Below are 15907 nucleotides of genomic sequence, written 5' to 3' on the forward strand. Positions count from 1 at the left end.
ATTAAATCCAAAAGATTAATTATTTTCAAATATTAACACATCCAGATGGAGTTTAAATATTATTATTTATCTTTGTTCTCTTATTCTAAAACCCCAATTAATTCTTTTATTTAATGATAAATAATGATGATTTTCAGGATGAATTAGGAAATAGTCATATTGCGACTAGTGCTCAAAATCCTGTGCGAGAAGACGCTTTCAACATAAATGATGAGGAAAAAATTAACTCCATTAAGAAAGATGTAGAGAACATTCTCAAAACTTTAGGAATGGACTTAACAGACGATAGTTTGAAAGGAACTCCAAATCGTGTAGCAAAGATGTTTGTGAAAGAAATTTTTGGCGGATTAAATCCTAATAAAAAACCAAGTTCTTCTACTTTTCAAAATAATTATAAATACGGTGAGATGTTAGTAGAGAAAAATATTACCCTCTACTCTACTTGTGAACATCACTTATTACCTATTGTTGGTCGTGCTCATGTTGCCTATATTTCAAATGGAACTGTAGTGGGGCTTTCAAAAATGAACCGTATTGTAGATTATTTTGCCAAAAGACCTCAAGTACAAGAGCGTTTGACTATGCAAATTGTACAAGAATTGCAAAAAGTCTTAGGTACTGAAGATGTAGCTTGTGTTATTGATGCCAAACATTTATGTGTCAATTCTAGAGGCATAAGAGACATTGAAAGTAGCACCGTAACTTCTGAATTTGGAGGAAAATTCAAAGAAGACCAAACTCGAAGAGAATTCCTAGACTATATTCGATTAGAAACTAATTTTTAATAGCCCAGATTGAAGTGGTATCCTTTTTCTTGCTAAAGAAAAAGATATAACGGAAAGCTGGAAATAGCTCCTAACAAAAATGCAACTTTACAAAGACCAATCACTCAAAATATACAATTCCCTTTCGGGAGAAAAAGAACTTTTTAAACCGGTTCATGCTGGCAACATTGGCATGTATGTTTGTGGCCCAACGGTCTATAGCAATGTGCATTTAGGCAATGTGCGTACTTTTATGTCGTTTGATATGATTTTTCGTTATTTTCTGCATTTGGGATATAAAGTCCGTTATGTTAGAAATATTACTGATGTGGGTCATATTGTAGATGATGTTGATGATGGCGAAGATAAAATTGCTAAAAAAGCCCGTGTGGAGCAATTAGAACCTATGGAAATTGTACAACGTTATACGGTAGATTTTCATGATGTTTTAAATCAGTTTAATTTTTTACCGCCAAGTATTGAGCCTACTGCAACAGGGCACATCATTGAACAAATTGCAATCGTTAGTCAAATTATTGAAAAAGGATTTGCCTACGAAAAGAATGGCTCTGTCTATTTTGATGTAGTGAAATTTAATGAAACCAATCATTACGGAAAATTAAGTGGCAGAAACATTGATGAAATGCTTGCTAATACTCGAGATACAGACGGACAGAGTGATAAGAAAAACCCACAAGATTTTGCGCTTTGGAAAAAAGCCGAACCTGAGCACATTATGCGCTGGCCTTCGCCTTGGGGAGTTGGTTTCCCAGGTTGGCATTTAGAATGTACGGCTATGAGTACTAAATATCTTGGTGAAACCTTTGATATTCACGGAGGCGGAATGGATTTAAAGTTCCCGCATCACGAATGTGAAATTGCTCAAAATGAAGCTTGTACTGGTCATAGTCCTGTAAACTATTGGATGCATGCTAATATGTTGACCTTGAATGGTAAAAAAATGTCAAAGTCTACTGGAAATAATATTTTGCCAAGTGAAATTTACCATGGCGGAAGTCCGTTTTTGAGTAAAGCTTTCTCTGCTAATGTGGCTCGTTTCTTTATGATGCAAGCGCATTACAGAAGCATACTCGATTTTACCAATGACGGAATTGTAGCTGCTGAAAAAGGATTCAACCGTTTGATGGAAGGCATGGATATTGTCAAAAATTTACAACCCAGTTCAAGTTCATCGATAGCTATTTCGGCATGGAAACAGCAATGTTACGATGCTATGAATGATGATTTTAATACGCCTATTTTGATAGCCAACTTGTTTGAAGGCATCAAATATGTTAATTTAATCAATGACGGAAAAGAAACTGTGACGGCTGAAGATTTGAAAACCCTTTCGGAAACATTGCACACTTTTACTTTTGATGTCATTGGAATCAGAGATGAAAAAACTTCGGCGGATAACTCTGAAAAACTTAGCGGTGTTGTTGAAATGCTAATAGGAATGAGAGAAGAAGCGCGAGCCAATAAAAACTTTGCCCTTTCGGATCAAATTCGGGATCAATTGTTAGCCCTAGGAATCCAACTTAAAGACGGAAAAGAAGGAACCACATTTAGTATATAATCTAAAGCAATGTTGAAGAAAATTATAATTGCTCCATTTTTAGTGCTTATCTATTTTTACAAAATTATAATTTCTCCTTTGATGCCATCTAGTTGTCGGTTTCAACCCACTTGCTCGAGTTATTTTATTGAAGCACTAAAAGTTCATGGGTTATTTAAAGGAACTTATTTAGGGCTAAATAGAATTTCAAGATGCCACCCTTGGGGAAAAAATGGCTATGATCCTGTACCTGAAAAAAAAGGCGGTCATTAAAGTTTCCTTAATTTATTCTAACTTTTAGAACAAAACACTATTTTTACACCTAAACTAAAGCAAAAAACAATCAATCATGATTTGGAATCCATCAGAAGGAATTAATATTGGTTTTTTTACTATCCGATTTTATAGTTTAATGTTTGTCGTTGCCTTTGGTCTTGGATGGTACATCATGAAATACATTTTCAAAAAAGAAAATGAACCACTAGAAAAATTAGACACTTTATTTATATGGACCGTAATTGCAACGCTTCTTGGCGCACGTTTAGGTCATGTGTTTTTTTACGATTGGGAATATTACAGAAATAATCTGTTAGAAATTTTACTTCCATTTCGTTTTAGTCCAAAATTTGAATTTACTGGTTTTCAAGGATTAGCTAGTCATGGTGCTGCAGTTGCCATAATTCTTACGATGTATTTCTACAGCAAAAAAGTCATCAAAAGACCTATACTTTGGGTTTTAGACCGAGTGGTAATTCCAGTAGCTTGCGGTGCAATTTTTGTTAGAATTGGAAATTTCTTTAACTCCGAAATTGTGGGTAAAGTAACCGATTCTCCTCTAGGGATTCGATTTGTTAGAGATTATTATTCTCCTAAAGATGTAGTGAATGATACTCATATTTCAAATGTTAATGAGGCCTATCATGCCTTAGTGACCGATCCAAAATATGCTGCTCTTTTAGATAAAGTTCCAGCCAAGCATCCAGCGCAATTGTATGAAGCGTTTGCCTATGTATTTGTATTCTTGATTTTATTTTTCTTGTATTGGAGAACCAAAACTGCTGAAAAACAAGGCTTGTTGTTTGGATACTTCTTAATACTACTTTGGTCAGTTCGATTTGTCGTTGAATATGTAAAAGAAAGTCAAGGGGGTATCGAACAATACTTCGGATTACTAACTACCGGACAATGGCTTAGTATCCCTTTTATACTAATTGGGATTTACTATTTGTTTGTCGCTGAAAAGCCTATTGAAGACGAAATATAATAAAACAAAAAAGCCCCGATATTAAATCGGGGCTTTTTTTATAAAACATTTTTTTCTTACAAATAAACCTTTATTTTTGCCAACATATAAAACCAATTAATTATACACCTTTTATGAAAAGAATTTCAATTATTACAATGCTATTAGCCATGTGCATTCTGTTAAACAGTTGTGGAGTTATGTTTGGAGGAAGTAAGTATAACGGAACAATTACTGTCAAGGATCACCCCAATGCTGAAATCTATGTTAATGGAAAAAAATTAGGAAATGGAACAGCTACCAGTCTTTTTCCTAGAAATAAAGAATTAACTGTTGAAGTAAGAGAGTCAGGTTGTGAAACAAAAACGCAAACATTTAATAAAGCGTTCCGTACAGGAAATTTTATTTTAAGCGTTGCAAGTTGGGGATTGGTGGGTCTTGGTGTTGATTTAGGTACTGGGGCTTGTTATAAACCAGACCATAAAAGTAACCCCGGTGTTAAAAAAGAAAGCACAAAAGATTTTACTTTTACTGTAGATGGACCAACTTGTACTAAATAATCAAAATTATATTATACAAAAAAGCCCCGATTTAATATCGGGGCTTTTTTTATTCTTCTTCTTCTTGATTAGCATTTGACTTAGCATAGTTGCGCCATTTCTCAATGCAATCTGTCATGTCTTTTGGTAACTCAGTATCAAATCGCATGTATTCTTTTGTTGTGGGATGAATGAATCCCAATGTTTTAGCATGAAGCGCTTGTCTTGGCAAGGTCTTGAAACAATTGTCTATAAATTGTTTGTATTTGGTAAAAGTGGTACCCTTCAAAATCAAATCCCCTCCATAACGTTCATCATTGAATAAAGTATGCCCAATGTATTTCATGTGCACCCGAATTTGATGTGTTCTTCCGGTTTCTAATTTGCAGGAAACCAAAGTAACATAACCAAAACGCTCTAACACTTTGTAATGTGTAACTGCATGTTTTCCTATCTCTCCATCGGGAAAAACGGCCATTTGCATTCTATCTTTTACGTGACGTGCAATATTGCCTTCTATAGTTCCTTCCTCTTCTTTAACATTCCCCCAAACCAAAGCAATATATTCACGTTCGGTGGTTTTGTCTTCAAATTGCTTGGCCAAATGCGTCATAGCTTGCTCTGTTTTGGCAACGACTAAAAGTCCAGATGTATTTTTATCTATTCTATGAACTAATCCTGGGCGATCGCTAGAATTTTTAGGCAAGTTTTCAAAATGAAATGCCAAAGCATTGACTAAGGTTCCTGTATAATTTCCGTGACCGGGATGCACTACTAATCCTGGTGGTTTATTGATTAATAATAACGATTCATCTTCATAAACAATATCCAAAGGAATATCTTCAGGAAGAATTAAATTTTCAAAAGGAGGATGGGATAACATCACGCGAACTACATCAAAAGGCTTAACTCTGTAATTGGACTTTACCGGAATATCATTGACCCAGATGTTTCCGTCTTCTGCCGCTTTCTGAATTTTATTTCGTGTGGCATTTGCAATCAACTGCATCAGGAATTTATCTACACGCAATAACGATTGCCCTTTGTCAGCGACATGTCTATGGTGTTCGAATAATTCCTCTTCTTCTAATTCGGGCGTAGTATCAGGATTATTGTCCATCTAAAGGAGGCATTTGTGTGGTATCTACCGTAGTAGTATCAACGGTTTCTTCATAAGTAACTTTTCCGTCTCCCAGAACTAAATCAATTTTAGACGATTTTAGAATTTTATCACCTGCTTTTAATTTTTTTCCATTCATACTCATTTCAAGTACCATGTCTTTTCCTAAATAAGGTCTATAAGAAATAGTTCCTTCTTGTAAACCAACTGCTTCTAATGTTGGTACAGCCTGGCGATAAGTTTTTTCAATCAAATCAGGTAAGGCAACCATGGTATACGTTGAAGCATTTATCTTGATGTAAATCTTTCTTCCTTCTTTTACTTTGGCTCCTGCTTTTGGCTCCTGCTCTACTACAGTCAGCTTTGGGAAGTCGGGTTTGAAATCAACGGTATCCAAAACTACAAAGTCTAAATCAAGTGCCGATAATTGCTCTTCTGCCTGTTCTACCGAAAGTTTGGCCAAATTAGGAACCGTAATTTCCTGACCATGATGCGTAGTGTAAGTAATCCAATGAAAAAATAAAAACGAGATAACAGCAACTATTGCCATGGCGGCAAGAATCTGTGCAAAGAAAACCCCACTTGTTAAATACTTTCGTAAACTCATAAAGAAATTTTAATTTGCACAAAGATATAAAAAACATAAAGGTATTTGGTTTCAAAAAAAATGATAATTTTGTTTCAACTAAAACTTACCTAAATGAACGTAGCAGTAGTAATGGGTGGATATTCAGATGAATCTGTGATATCATTACGAAGTGGTCAATTAATCCTAAATCAACTTGACAAAACCAAATACCAACCGTTTGAAGTTCATATCCTTAAAGACGAATGGTATTGCTTAATTGAAGCGACTAAATATCCCATCAACAAAGCTGATTTTACTGTTACCAAAGACAATCAAACTATAAAATTTGATGTTGCTGTAAACACAGTGCATGGAACTCCAGGAGAAGACGGTCATCTTCAAGCCTATTGGGAACTTATTGAATTGCCTTACACTGGTTGCAATTATTATCAATCAAGCTTGACTTTTAACAAAAGAGATACCCTTTCGGTGTTGTCAAAATTTAATATTCCTAAAGCCAAATCGATTTATTTGACCAAAGGAGAAGCCATTGATGGAAATAAAATTGTGGCCGAATTGGATTTGCCTTTCTTTGTAAAACCAAATCAATCCGGAAGTAGTTTGGGTGTTTCTATGGTAAGTACTTTAGAGGATTTGCCAAAAGCTTTGGACTTTGCTTTCGCAGAAGATAATGATATTTTAATCGAATCCTATTTAAACGGAACGGAAGTGTCTGTTGGTGTTTTAAATTTTAAAGGTGAAACCAAAGTATTAGGTATTACCGAAATATTATCCCAAAATGAGTTCTTTGATTACGAAGCCAAATATTTAGGAAAATCCGAAGAAATCACTCCAGCCCGAATCTCAAAAGAGTTAGAAGATTTAGTAATTGAAACCGCTAAAAAAGTTTATCAATCTCTAGGCATGATTGGGTTCTCGCGTACCGATTTTATCATCATGAATGGCATTCCACATTTTATAGAAATCAATACCAATCCTGGATTGTCACCACAAAGTATCTTTCCGCAACAAGCGGCACATGCTAATATTCCTTTTAGCGATTTGTTGGATAATGAAATTAGTTTAGCTTTACAAAGAAAACCGATTTGGAAAAAATAAATCATCATGAAAAAAGCAGTCTTCCCAGGTTCGTTTGACCCAATTACTTTAGGGCATTATGATATTATCAAAAGAGGCATTTCACTTTTTGACGAAGTGATTGTAGCTATTGGTATTAACGCCGATAAAAAATACATGTTTTCTCTTGAAGACAGAAAAAAGTTTATTGAAGAAGCCTTTAAAGATGAGCCAAAAGTTTCTGTGATTACTTATGAAGGTTTAACGATTGATTTATGCCGAAAATTAGATGCCGAATTCATCCTAAGAGGATTGCGAAATCCAGCCGACTTTGAGTTTGAAAAAGCCATCGCTCACACCAACCGAAGATTGTCTAAAATAGAAACCGTGTTTCTTTTAACCGCTTCTAAAACTTCGTATATTTCTTCCAGCATCGTAAGAGATGTGATTAGAAATCATGGCGATTATACTGTTTTGGTGCCTGAGAGCGTTGTGGTAAAGAAATAGTCATTTGGTAAACAATACATTTACTTTCCAATCAGTAGCGTAAGCGCATAACGTACTCTAACCAATTGTCCGTTTTGTTTTCCTGGGCTCCACTTTGGCAAACTCTCTAAAATTTTAATTAAAGCTTTGGCCTTGGGAGTCTCAATATGACGCAAAATGGCAACATTGCTGAGTGAACCATCTTTTTCAATTACAAATACCGCATAAACTTTTCCTTTTACTTCTGAGGCAAATCCAGCTTTTAAGTAGTTTTCATTTACTAAAGTAGTTAAGGCGTCTAATCCTCCAGGAAATTCTGGTTTAACATCAATCCCAGTAATATCATAAATAGGACTTGCATCTACTTTTGCATTACTTTGAGAAAAGGCAGCTATTGTTATAAATAGCAGTAGCAATGTTATTGTTTTTTTCATTTTTGTATTGGGAAAGTAGTAGTTATTTAAAAATATTCATCTCCTCATTATAAATGGTACTTTGTATGTTTAAAAAGTTTAAAACACTATGAAACACATGGTTTTGAGAAACGGTTGTATTAGGCTTAAGTTGTTTAGAACCTTCAGACATCCAAACTATAAAGGGAATCTCATACTGTTCTTTAGGAGCAATACTGATAGGAATTCCGTGCATGTATAGATTTTTTTCTCCTAAGGATTCTCCATGATCTGACACAAAAATCATAGCGCTTTTGTACTCTTTCAATTGTTTCAAATCTTCGATTACTTTCGATAAAATATAATCGGTGTAAACAATCGTGTTGTCATAAGCATTGATTAACTCGGTTTGAGAACATTTCCCTAATTCTACACTATTACAAACGGGTTTGAAATTTTCAAATTGGGGCGGGTATTTTTTGCTATACGTTGGGCCATGACTAGTACTGGTGTGCAATACTATCAATATTTTATTTTTCTTACTGGCTAGTATCTGCTCGTTTAGTCCCTTCAAAAGCGCTTCATCGTAATTGCATTCATCACCTTCACATTTGGGTAGTATCTCTTCTCGTTTTTGATAATTTTTGATATGCACTGGTGGCTCTCCCCAGTTAGAGGTTCTCCAAATCACTTCTACATTATTCCGGTATAAATAATTAGGCAAAATTTCATATAAATCATCCGTGTTGGCATGTTCTAAAATACATTTTACTCCAGCAGTGGTGTAGGTTGCACAAGAGTTCGCTTCAAAATGATAGACATCAGGCATTTTGGAAAGCAGTGGATTTGTATTTTTTTTGTAGCCATATAAAGAAAAATTTTGGCTTCTAGCCGATTCTCCTATGACTAAGACTACAACCGATTTCTGATTGTCTTTTATAGTAGCATTAGGCAATAAAATTTCCTTTTGATTTTTACTAAATTGATGCTTATAAAAAAGGGAGATGTTCACCGTATAAGACCAAGGCATAGCCAATCCTCCTAATGTTTTTGAGTTTTTATCTATCCACAACCAATTGCTGGCATTGGCAAAGACTAACGTTAGAATAAATAAAAGCGTAAGCGAAACCGTAATTAAAAACTTCTTCAAAGGAACCTTTGTGATTTTAGCTTTAAAGATATAAACACTAGGGATAACTCCAAATAGAATGATTTCTGCCACTAATCTAATAGAAAAAAAACTACTTGCCTCTTCGTATTTGGTATTGAGTACATTCCCAATCATCGTTTCATCTATAATGACCCCATACGTATTGACAAAGTAAACGGCAATGGCGTTGATTATAAAGAATAAGATGAGTAAAAACTTTCCAACTCTTCGGGATAGTGAAAATAGTAGGTAAAAGACAAAAGCATTTAAAACCAACATTAAAACAATCAAACTGATAATCAGAATAATGCCACCAAAACTTTTATAGTCAACGTTATCAAAGACAAAAGAGAAAAAAGGAAAATGGAAGAATAAAAAGTTAAGACAACTCATTATCAAGGCGAAATGAGTTATTTTCAGATTATTTTTTAACATAAACTGTGGTAATTTTATAGAGTGAAACAACAAGACTAATCAATGTTACATAAAATATAATCAAATTCTCTTTGCTGATTTTATCGATTACTACTGCCCCACAAACTAGAAACAAGACGATAAAAATGGGATAGCATTTTTTATGATTAACCCAATTCCATATTTTATATTTTTGACTGATAAAAATACCTAGAAGGCCACAGCAATACCCTACAATACTTCCTACTGTAACATCAAGCGGATAATGAGCTCCCACTCCTACTCTGGTTAATACCAAAAGGATTCCTGTGATGAGTATCAATAAACTCCATAAAACTTTATTAGTTGCTTTTTTAGGCATAAAGGCAAATAGCAATACGGTAAGCGTAGTAAAAACGGTAATGGAATGTCCAGAAGGCAAACTGTTTCCTCCAGTCAATGTTTTCCCGATAATCACAAAAGTATCATTGTCAAATACGGCAGCAGGTCTTGGGACAGCAAATATTTTTTTTAGTATCGCCGATAAGATTGCAGATACAATGGATGCGGATAGTAAAGCCTCCCACACCTTGGGTGTATAAACAATAAGAAGCGTTAACAAGGATAAAAAAATGAGCGCATCACCAAACTGGGTCAGGTTATAAATAACCTCCGGGAATTGGGATAATTTTGAATTAATACCATAAAACCAAGGTTTCTGAATTTGACTATAACTCCCAACATTTAAAGCATTCTGACTATACAGAAATACCACAATAGCCAATACTAAAAATAACGGTAAAAAAAATAACGAACGTTTGAGTTCAGAGAAATTAGCAATAACATAGGTGTTCATTATGGTATTGGTTTCCAGATTTTCTTGGGTGGTTTGTTGTAACATGTACTGCTATTTTAAACTTTAACTGGGACTTTTCAATGGCACCCATCTTAATGAGGCTCCACTGACGTTGACAAATATACCTAAAAGTTTTAAAGTATAAACGGGATAGCACTGAGAAAGATTTTACTAAGCCATAGCTTTAAATCTAGAGTTGTTCTTTTGCTGCGAACTGCTGTTAATAGCCATTTTTCATCAATTCATCTGTCTGTTTTTCGTTAATTGTCCAGTTACAATAACTAATATAAATACCCCGACTAAAACTAAACTGGCTTTTAGGTTTCCTAAATTAAATCCTTCTTCTTTCGTCATATAGTCGCCCATGGTCGCACCAATGGGGTGGGTCAAAATTATGGTACACCAATATAAAATTTCTCTCGATATGGTGGTCCAAAAATAAAGGCCAACCACAACTGCAAGAAGTCCCAATAAAAGTAAAGTCCCTCCGTCAAAACCTAAAGGTGTGTTGTGTGCCAATAAATCGCCAAAAGCAGTTCCTAATGTACTGGAAGTTAGTATCGCTATCCAATATAAAAATTCTGTTCCCTTGTTTAGTCCGTTTGCTATGGTGTTGGTCTTGGAATGGTATTTCCAAATACTAAATGTCAAAATCAAGGCAACGATTAGTATAATAGTCCCGAAGGTATAGCCTTGGTTTTCTGTAAAACCTAATTGCAAATGAAAAAACGATCGGCTTATGAAATCTGAAATGGTAGTTCCTAATGTACTTGCCAAAGTAATCACGGTCCAATACAAGAGTGGCTTCTGACTTTTTGAATACAAGGAAATGATCAAAGCCATTAGAAAAAGCCCAAGTAAAGCAAGTGTTCCACCACCATACCCTAAATTAAACGTTTGGGAAATCAAATCTCCTGCCGTTTCTCCCATGGTGTTCGCACTAATGATTAATGCCCAATAAAAGAGGTTGATTTTAGGTAAGTGTTTCATAATTTGTTGGTCAATGCTAGAGTTACTATACGTTTGTGGGCATACTAGAACATTTGGAATTGCGCGAAACCGGAGTTTACAGCCGCAATTTTCAATTCTCTAATTTTACTAACTCAGATTTTTTTGGAATTATAAGTTTATTATTAAAATTGGGGAAAATCACCATTAGATCTTCTTTTCCTATAGCACAATCTATAAAGTACCAATTTTTTCCTTTATCTAACGATACTGCAAGTAAATTACTATTGTCTTGAAATCGGCCTTCTTTAGATTTAAAGATTATTTTTTCAGGAACAAGACAATGTAATTCTTTCCCAGCATTATAAATAATGCCTGGTTCACCAATTATTACATTTTCAATTTCTATTCCTTTGGACTTAAGAATATCCATAGTATTAGTAATAGCATTTAAAGCTTCTTCTTTGGTGAAATTTTTTAAAATTTTTGGATATGTATATTTTAAAACTATAGCATAATTATAATTTTTTCCAGCATTGGCCATTTCCTCGGCTTGCTGTTTTAATGTTCCCGAATCTTGTGCATTTGAATGATAAGTTAACATTATAAATGTAATTAAAAAGAGGCTTTTCATATAAGTATAATATACTATTTAAGGTTACGAATTATGGCTGTTAACGTTCCGCCACTTCAAACAGTGATGAACCTCGGAACATTGGATTTTCCGTTAAAGATAAAATTTCTTGCCAAATCGCTTTTTGCAAATCGGCATTATTATTTAGTTTGCTTTTTTGCAACAACTTTAATGGATTTTGCCATTTTTTCAAATGATTTGAAATATTTTTTAAATCTTTCTTCATTATTGGCAGAAAACACCAATTGAACTATTGTTTTTTTGCATTCAATAAATAGCATACATAGTTTTTGTCCATTTTCATAACTGTAGGTATATGTTTTATAGTTACCCGTCATAAAATTATCCTTTTTTATATTTTTAATTTTAAGGTCAAAAGTTTCCATTTTTATATCACTATGATTCTTTTTAATATTTTCATGAAGTTCCTCAATAAATTCCTCCAATTTTGGCGTTTTAGAATAATCGTTTCCAATTAGCTTTATATAAGTTTCTCCGCTTGCATCCTCGTAATCAGGTATAATATAAAATGGTCCTTCATCAGGTAACTGAATCCAATTTATAGGTTTTTCAACAACGATTTTATGTTTTAATCCCTCAATTGTTTTTGATTGCCCAAAGGAATAACTTGTGTACATAAAACAAGTTGCCATAATAATTATTACTTCTTTAATTTTCATGTTTTTTTTCAGTTTTAGTATTTTTTACTATGCTGCCTGCCACTGTTCCGATGTTTCAAGCTGTAGCCAACTTCAGAACATTTTATTTTCTGTTAAAGATAAAACTTCTTACTAAACGTTTGTGGACTTACTAGAAAATTTGTGTTGTGTAAAACGACTGTCGTGCGATTTTTCTATTCTACAGTTCTATTTAGGTGAATCATTCTAATCAAATCTGTTGGACCAATATCCGATGTTCCAACGTCAAGTTTAACTATCTCTCCGTTAGAAAGGCCTAATACCAAATATTGATGGGATGGACCTCCATGAACTATCTCAATTCCAGTAGTCATAATATCGTCCCAAATTATGGTCTGGTCTTTAAAAGTGAACGAGGTTGAATTGGTCGTGAAAATTATTTTACTGTTAAAGTAGATAGTATAGAGGGATAAAACTAGTAACCCGAAGCTAATACAGCCTAGTAAAATCAGAAAACCCGACTTTTCATTACCGTAGTTAATGAAAGGAAAAATAAACAAAAAAGTTGCCGAAATAATCAATATAACTATTGGTCTCGTTTTGTCAACCCCAATTCTCAGGTTTTTCGTTTGATCTTTAGTTTTGTAATCAGAACTTTTAATTTCCAAATATTCTTTATAAGTAACCGATGGAGACCATTTTTGCAAAATATTTTTTGGAGAATACTTTGCTGCAATTATTTCTCTTACTTCTTCGATGGACAATTTTTTTTTCATAAAATGCTTAATAGTCTATTGGAATGTTGCTCAACTAAAAAATTTGCTTATGTGGGAAACAGCTGTTATCAGTAGTGCTCATAATTAGTTAACTTTTGTTTCCGACCAACCAGTTTGATTGCCAATATCACAATTGACAGAAATTCTTATTGATTTGTTTTCATATATGATTTTCCTATATCTATAGTTATAAATTGAGCCACTTTCTAAAACTTGATAAGCTATTTTTTTTCCATCTTTTTTCTCAAGAATTGATATGTCTTTCCATCTTGAATAATTATTAGAAAATGCAGTTGAAATATTATAGATACAAATTAAGGTATAAGGCAAGGCTGTTAAAACAATTAAAATTATGAAAGCTATTCTGAGTATTTTGGAATTAATTTTTTTTGATAATTTAAAAAGAAAAAAGAAAATTATAATAACTAAAATTGAAATAACAAACCTTGCTATTCTTTCAGTAAACATATCGCTAAATTCTATTGGAAAACCAGTAAATATTAATGATATTAAGATAGAAATTGAAATTAAAATTATTATTAAATGTCTTTTCATTATCCTTTTTTTTGTGTTACCACTAACAAGCAAATCTCCTCAAGCCTCTCATCCTTTTCCGATTCACTCAACGTAAAAATATTACAAAATCAAAGGCAACCAGAAGGGTTTCCTTTATAATTATCAACAACTTAATTTTTTTGTGTCAAACTTTTCATTTTGGAAAAAAAGACACAAAAAGTGTGTCAAACTTTTCGTTTTGAAAAAAATGACACAAAAAGTGTGTCAAAAATTTCATTTCAAAATAGTTGACACAAAAAATGTGGCAAACTTTTTGCTGTGAAAAAAAAGACACCAAAAAAATAGCGTTATGAAAAAAGAAGAAACTATCACCGAATTGTTAGGTACTACTCAAAATGAGACAGCTATGTTCCTAAATATTAATCGTAGCCAATGGTCTATGTTCGTATCAGGAAAACGAGATTTGCCACTAGAAGCCAAAGAACAACTAGCGGAACTACTCACCCATATACAATCAGCTAAGGCAAAGAATACTGAAAACCTTTTGGCTAGTCAAAAAAATGAAACTAAAGAAAGACTTGAGGCCTTGCTAAAAGAAAATCAGTACCAGCAAATGCGAAACGATAAAAAAGTAAATCGATTAGAGAAAAAACAGCAAGCTAAGGAAGCAGCAATGCATTTGGTACAGTATTTCGAAAATCATCCCAACAAAAAAACAACCTTCACAGAAAAGGTAGTGCAAAGCATCCAAACTAGAACCAAAAAAGACAAACAACAAAAAGTGTTGCCCGATTTGGTTACCCAACAAATAAAACAACAGGTATTGCAATACGAAGCTTCTTTGCTAAAAGCAGCGTTGGAAAAGTTGGCTTAGTACTTCTCAGGTTTTGCGTCCTCTTCTTTCTTAATCACTTTACGCGCTACTTCAATTTTAAACTTCTTGCCTTTCATTTTTTCGTCTCGAATATTGGAAAGCAAGTCCTTTACTTTATTGAATTTTACAGCGGCAAAAGAGATGAAATCTTTGACTTCAATCAATCCCAAATCGCCTTTCTCTAGTTTTCCTTTTTGAGAAAAGAAGCCTACGATATCAATTTTATTGAGTTTGTTTTTCTTGCCTCCGCTAATGTAAATCGTTTGAAATTCGGGTGGCTTGGGTAAAGTAGTTTGGTTGTCAACCTTTAAAACGGGCATACTATAATCCAGATACTCTTGCTTTTTTTCACTTTCGTGCGCAATGATATAAGCAGTTCCCGAAGCTAACATTCGCGCTGTTCTTCCGTTTCTATGGGTGAATTCGTCTTCTTTTGACGGCAAATGATAATGAATGACGTGTTTCATTTCGGGGATGTCTAACCCTCTTGCTGCCAAATCGGTCGTAACCAAATAACTCACGCTGCCATTTCGAAACTGAATTAAAGCGCGCTCGCGTTCGTCCTGATCCATTCCTCCATGATAGTAGGTGGCGTAGATTCCTTTTTCGTTTAAAGTGTCGCTAATCCGTTCAGCCGCATCTCTGTGATTGCAGAAGATTAAAGCCGATTGCGATTTCAACGAACAAAGTAAGTGAAACAAACTCCCTATCTTATCTTTCTCTTTAGAAACTACCATTTTCATAGAAAGATTGACTTTCTCTTCTTCGGATGGAATAAAATCTAAAACCGTCGGATTGACTACTCGAGTATACTTTGGAATTTCAATTCCGGACGTAGCCGAAACCAAAACGCGTTTGTTCAGTTTGGATAATTTCCCAATGATAAAAGACATTTGCTCATGAAAACCCAATTGCAACGATTTGTCAAATTCATCTAATACTAAAGTTTGAATACGGTCTACTTTAAACGTCCCTCTATCAATATGATCCGCAATTCGTCCTGGAGTTCCAATTAAAACCGCGGGTGGATTTGATAAGTTTTTGATTTCCGTTTCGATGGAATGTCCACCATAACACACATTCACTTTATAAGTGGTGCCCATTTTCTTCCAAACCTGCTCAATTTGCAATCCCAATTCTCGGGATGGAACTAAAATCAAGCATTGCACCCCGGCCACATATTCGTCTAACAATTCATAGATGGGCAATAAGAAAGCCAATGTTTTCCCCGAACCTGTTGGCGAAAGCAATAAAACATTAGAATCATTGACAATAGTTTCTTGTGCGGCAAGTTGCATTTCATTTAAGCTGTCAATGCCTAAATTCAGCAATAAATTGGTAGAATGGTGGTGATGCGTCATGCGGCAAAGATAGC

General features: G+C 34.1%; 19 protein-coding genes. 8 read left to right on the forward strand and 11 right to left on the reverse strand.

Going from position 1 to position 15907, the window contains the following annotated elements:
- Positions 1-113 precede the first annotated feature (113 nt).
- The 5 genes from folE (at position 114) to OLM53_RS04310 (ending at position 4125) form a co-directional block, all read left to right on the forward strand.
- Positions 114-785 carry a GTP cyclohydrolase I FolE gene (folE, locus tag OLM53_RS04290; RefSeq protein WP_264521815.1) on the forward strand — a complete coding sequence of 224 codons (672 nt, stop codon included), beginning with the start codon at positions 114-116 and terminating at the stop codon, positions 783-785.
- A 79-nt stretch (positions 786-864) separates the two neighbouring features.
- Positions 865-2343: a cysteine--tRNA ligase gene (gene cysS / locus OLM53_RS04295; RefSeq protein ID WP_264521816.1), complete on the forward strand. Its 1479-nt coding sequence runs from the start codon at positions 865-867 to the stop codon at positions 2341-2343.
- A 9-nt stretch (positions 2344-2352) separates the two neighbouring features.
- Positions 2353-2595 (forward strand): membrane protein insertion efficiency factor YidD, encoded by a 243-nt coding sequence (yidD, locus tag OLM53_RS04300; RefSeq protein WP_264521817.1) that lies wholly within the window; start codon positions 2353-2355, stop codon positions 2593-2595.
- 76 nt (positions 2596-2671) lie between these two features.
- A complete protein-coding gene (gene lgt, locus OLM53_RS04305) occupies positions 2672-3586 on the forward strand; it encodes a prolipoprotein diacylglyceryl transferase (protein WP_264521818.1) in 915 nt (304 codons plus the stop codon).
- A 113-nt stretch (positions 3587-3699) separates the two neighbouring features.
- Positions 3700-4125, forward strand: coding sequence for a hypothetical protein (locus tag OLM53_RS04310; RefSeq protein WP_264521819.1), 426 nt, complete (start codon positions 3700-3702; stop codon positions 4123-4125).
- Between the two features lie 49 nt (positions 4126-4174).
- Here the strand turns inward: OLM53_RS04310 and OLM53_RS04315 are convergent, their stop codons facing one another.
- A complete protein-coding gene (locus OLM53_RS04315; protein WP_264521820.1) occupies positions 4175-5224 on the reverse strand; it encodes an RluA family pseudouridine synthase in 1050 nt (349 codons plus the stop codon).
- On the reverse strand, positions 5214-5831 hold the full coding sequence (locus OLM53_RS04320) for a PASTA domain-containing protein (protein ID WP_264521821.1): 618 nt from the start codon (positions 5829-5831) through the stop codon (positions 5214-5216). The genes OLM53_RS04315 and OLM53_RS04320 overlap by 11 nt, the downstream gene beginning before the upstream one ends.
- 93 nt (positions 5832-5924) lie before the next feature.
- Here OLM53_RS04320 and OLM53_RS04325 point away from each other — a divergent pair, with 93 nt between their 5' ends.
- Both OLM53_RS04325 and coaD read left to right on the forward strand, forming a co-directional pair.
- Entirely contained in the window at positions 5925-6911 is a 987-nt protein-coding gene (locus OLM53_RS04325) for a D-alanine--D-alanine ligase (protein WP_264521822.1), read from the forward strand.
- Positions 6912-6917: 6 nt separating this feature from the next.
- On the forward strand, positions 6918-7376 hold the full coding sequence (gene coaD / locus OLM53_RS04330) for a pantetheine-phosphate adenylyltransferase (RefSeq protein ID WP_264521823.1): 459 nt from the start codon (positions 6918-6920) through the stop codon (positions 7374-7376).
- 20 nt (positions 7377-7396) lie between these two features.
- Here the strand turns inward: coaD and OLM53_RS04335 are convergent, their stop codons facing one another.
- The 8 genes from OLM53_RS04335 to OLM53_RS04370 all read right to left on the reverse strand — a co-directional run bounded on the left by OLM53_RS04335 (position 7397) and on the right by OLM53_RS04370 (position 13697).
- Positions 7397-7789 (reverse strand): energy transducer TonB, encoded by a 393-nt coding sequence (locus OLM53_RS04335; RefSeq protein WP_264521824.1) that lies wholly within the window; start codon positions 7787-7789, stop codon positions 7397-7399.
- 22 nt (positions 7790-7811) lie between these two features.
- On the reverse strand, positions 7812-9332 hold the full coding sequence (gene eptA / locus OLM53_RS04340; RefSeq protein WP_264521825.1) for a phosphoethanolamine--lipid A transferase EptA: 1521 nt from the start codon (positions 9330-9332) through the stop codon (positions 7812-7814).
- Complete coding sequence (locus OLM53_RS04345) at positions 9319-10191, reverse strand: phosphatase PAP2 family protein (protein WP_264521826.1); 873 nt, start codon at positions 10189-10191, stop codon at positions 9319-9321. The genes eptA and OLM53_RS04345 overlap by 14 nt, the downstream gene beginning before the upstream one ends.
- Positions 10192-10383: 192 nt before the next feature.
- Positions 10384-11136, reverse strand: a complete 753-nt coding sequence (locus tag OLM53_RS04350) for a hypothetical protein (protein WP_264521827.1) — start codon at positions 11134-11136, stop codon at positions 10384-10386.
- A gap of 91 nt (positions 11137-11227) precedes the next feature.
- Complete coding sequence (locus tag OLM53_RS04355; protein WP_264521828.1) at positions 11228-11698, reverse strand: hypothetical protein; 471 nt, start codon at positions 11696-11698, stop codon at positions 11228-11230.
- 170 nt (positions 11699-11868) lie between these two features.
- Positions 11869-12408 carry a hypothetical protein gene (locus OLM53_RS04360; RefSeq protein WP_264521829.1) on the reverse strand — a complete coding sequence of 180 codons (540 nt, stop codon included), beginning with the start codon at positions 12406-12408 and terminating at the stop codon, positions 11869-11871.
- A gap of 173 nt (positions 12409-12581) precedes the next feature.
- On the reverse strand, positions 12582-13142 hold the full coding sequence (locus OLM53_RS04365; RefSeq protein WP_264521830.1) for a hypothetical protein: 561 nt from the start codon (positions 13140-13142) through the stop codon (positions 12582-12584).
- Between the two features lie 84 nt (positions 13143-13226).
- Positions 13227-13697: a hypothetical protein gene (locus tag OLM53_RS04370; RefSeq protein WP_264521831.1), complete on the reverse strand. Its 471-nt coding sequence runs from the start codon at positions 13695-13697 to the stop codon at positions 13227-13229.
- A gap of 310 nt (positions 13698-14007) precedes the next feature.
- Between OLM53_RS04370 and OLM53_RS04375 the strand changes: the two genes are divergently transcribed.
- Positions 14008-14532, forward strand: a complete 525-nt coding sequence (locus OLM53_RS04375; RefSeq protein WP_264521832.1) for a hypothetical protein — start codon at positions 14008-14010, stop codon at positions 14530-14532.
- Here OLM53_RS04375 and OLM53_RS04380 read toward each other — a convergent pair.
- Positions 14529-15893: a DEAD/DEAH box helicase gene (locus OLM53_RS04380; protein ID WP_264521833.1), complete on the reverse strand. Its 1365-nt coding sequence runs from the start codon at positions 15891-15893 to the stop codon at positions 14529-14531. The genes OLM53_RS04375 and OLM53_RS04380 overlap by 4 nt on opposite strands.
- Between the last annotated feature and the right edge of the window lie 14 nt (positions 15894-15907).

Origin of the sequence: Flavobacterium sp. N1994 (assembly GCF_025947145.1) — a bacterium.
Taxonomy (GTDB): domain Bacteria; phylum Bacteroidota; class Bacteroidia; order Flavobacteriales; family Flavobacteriaceae; genus Flavobacterium.

Bases quoted from the DNA above. Each gene is read 5' to 3' on its own strand.
- folE (WP_264521815.1), top strand. From the start codon at position 114: ATGATAAATAATGATGATTTTCAGGATGAATTAGGAAATAGTCATATT.
- cysS (WP_264521816.1), top strand. From the start codon at position 865: ATGCAACTTTACAAAGACCAATCACTCAAAATATACAATTCCCTTTCG.
- yidD (WP_264521817.1), top strand. From the start codon at position 2,353: ATGTTGAAGAAAATTATAATTGCTCCATTTTTAGTGCTTATCTATTTT.
- lgt (WP_264521818.1), top strand. From the start codon at position 2,672: ATGATTTGGAATCCATCAGAAGGAATTAATATTGGTTTTTTTACTATC.
- OLM53_RS04310 (WP_264521819.1), top strand. From the start codon at position 3,700: ATGAAAAGAATTTCAATTATTACAATGCTATTAGCCATGTGCATTCTG.
- OLM53_RS04315 (WP_264521820.1), bottom strand. From the start codon at position 5,224: ATGGACAATAATCCTGATACTACGCCCGAATTAGAAGAAGAGGAATTA.
- OLM53_RS04320 (WP_264521821.1), bottom strand. From the start codon at position 5,831: ATGAGTTTACGAAAGTATTTAACAAGTGGGGTTTTCTTTGCACAGATT.
- OLM53_RS04325 (WP_264521822.1), top strand. From the start codon at position 5,925: ATGAACGTAGCAGTAGTAATGGGTGGATATTCAGATGAATCTGTGATA.
- coaD (WP_264521823.1), top strand. From the start codon at position 6,918: ATGAAAAAAGCAGTCTTCCCAGGTTCGTTTGACCCAATTACTTTAGGG.
- OLM53_RS04335 (WP_264521824.1), bottom strand. From the start codon at position 7,789: ATGAAAAAAACAATAACATTGCTACTGCTATTTATAACAATAGCTGCC.
- eptA (WP_264521825.1), bottom strand. From the start codon at position 9,332: ATGTTAAAAAATAATCTGAAAATAACTCATTTCGCCTTGATAATGAGT.
- OLM53_RS04345 (WP_264521826.1), bottom strand. From the start codon at position 10,191: ATGTTACAACAAACCACCCAAGAAAATCTGGAAACCAATACCATAATG.
- OLM53_RS04350 (WP_264521827.1), bottom strand. From the start codon at position 11,136: ATGAAACACTTACCTAAAATCAACCTCTTTTATTGGGCATTAATCATT.
- OLM53_RS04355 (WP_264521828.1), bottom strand. From the start codon at position 11,698: ATGTTAACTTATCATTCAAATGCACAAGATTCGGGAACATTAAAACAG.
- OLM53_RS04360 (WP_264521829.1), bottom strand. From the start codon at position 12,408: ATGAAAATTAAAGAAGTAATAATTATTATGGCAACTTGTTTTATGTAC.
- OLM53_RS04365 (WP_264521830.1), bottom strand. From the start codon at position 13,142: ATGAAAAAAAAATTGTCCATCGAAGAAGTAAGAGAAATAATTGCAGCA.
- OLM53_RS04370 (WP_264521831.1), bottom strand. From the start codon at position 13,697: ATGAAAAGACATTTAATAATAATTTTAATTTCAATTTCTATCTTAATA.
- OLM53_RS04375 (WP_264521832.1), top strand. From the start codon at position 14,008: ATGAAAAAAGAAGAAACTATCACCGAATTGTTAGGTACTACTCAAAAT.
- OLM53_RS04380 (WP_264521833.1), bottom strand. From the start codon at position 15,893: ATGACGCATCACCACCATTCTACCAATTTATTGCTGAATTTAGGCATT.